Below are 1499 nucleotides of genomic sequence, written 5' to 3'. Positions count from 1 at the left end.
AAATCCGCTGCCATTTTATCTACTTCATCTAGCATAAATAATGGATTTCGAACACCAGCTTTTGCCATCTTTTGAATGATCTTTCCAGGAAGAGCGCCAATATAAGTTCGACGATGGCCCCGAATTTCAGCTTCATCTCGGATGCCTCCTAAGGAAACGCGAACAAATTTACGGCCTGTCGCATTTGCGATCGATTGTCCTAATGAAGTTTTACCTACTCCAGGCGGTCCAACTAAGCATAAAATAGGGCCTTTTAATTTTCGCACGCGCTGTTGTACGGCTAAATATTCCAAAATTCGTTGTTTAACTTCTTCTAATCCATAATGATCTGCTTCTAAAATTTCTTCGGCGAGCTTCAAATCTTTACTGATTTTAGCGCGCTTTTTCCAAGGAACTTGAAGTAACCAATCCAGATAATTGCGGCTAACCGTAGCTTCCGCCGACATCGGTGGCATCATTTTTAATTTATTCAATTCAGCCACTGCCTTTTCTCTAGCTTCTAAAGGCATCCCAGCTTTTTCAATCTTTTCGAGCAATTGGTGTTGCTCATCGACAGGGCTACCTTCTTCTAATTCACCCAACTCTTGCTGAATGGCTTTTATTTTTTCACTTAAGTAATACTGGCGCTGACTTTTTTCCACCTGTTGCCGAACTCGACCTTGAACTCGTTTTTCAACTTCAACTAAATCCAATTCTTGAGCTAAAACTTTTTGTAAAACTTCTAATCGTTCTTTAACAGAGAGAATTTCGAGAATCTTTTGACGAGAATCTAATTTAATTGTCATGTGGGCTGCAATACTGTCAGCCAAACGGCCAGGATCATCAATACTTGCTAAAGAGGGCAAAAGTTCCGGAGGAATTCTTTTACTTATTTTTACTAATTGCTCAAATTGATCAAGGACGGCACGAACCAACACTTGCAGCTCCGTTTTATCGCCGTCTTTTGTGCCTTCTTCTTGTAAGAGTTTAATTTCAACCTGTAGATAATTTTCTTTTTTTTCTAAATGAATGAGTCTAGTCCGCTCCGAGCCTTCCACTAACACTTTAACAGTACCATCCGGCAATTGTAATAATTGCAAGACAGTAGCAATCGTTCCTATTTCATAAAGATCTTTTTGCCCCGGCGAATCATTATTAGCATCCTTTTGGGCGACTAGAAAAACCCGCTTATCCTGCGACATGGCCATTTTCAACGCTTTGACCGATTCAGCCCGCCCCACAAATAAAGGAATCACCATATGGGGGAATACCACGACATCACGCAATGGTAATAATGGTAATTCCAATTTCTCGGCTGCTGCTTCTACCATGTCGTATCCCTTATTATTCTTGAGCCACCTTACGAGGAATTTTTTCTTTATCATAAATAAATAACGGCGGCGAAGTTTGATTAATAACACTTCCATCGATTACGACTTTCTTCAAACCAACGACGGTTGGAAGCTCGTACATCAAATCCAGTAGAGTGTGTTCGACAATGGAGCGTAATCCACGCGCCC

Annotated in this window: 1 protein-coding gene and 1 pseudogene; both read right to left on the bottom strand. The window is 40.8% G+C overall.

The window, feature by feature from the left end:
• On the bottom strand, nucleotides 1–1310 hold a 1310-nt coding region (locus B1F79_RS02185; RefSeq protein WP_251365814.1), incomplete at its 3' end, for an LON peptidase substrate-binding domain-containing protein.
• A gap of 13 nt (nucleotides 1311–1323) precedes the next feature.
• Nucleotides 1324–1499, bottom strand: a pseudogene (locus B1F79_RS02180) (ATP-dependent Clp protease ATP-binding subunit ClpX); the annotation flags it as partial.

It is taken from the genome of Coxiella-like endosymbiont of Rhipicephalus sanguineus, assembly GCF_018687865.1.
Note: the sequence above shows the minus strand (reverse complement) of the source record. Positions and strands in the feature narration are given on the sequence as shown.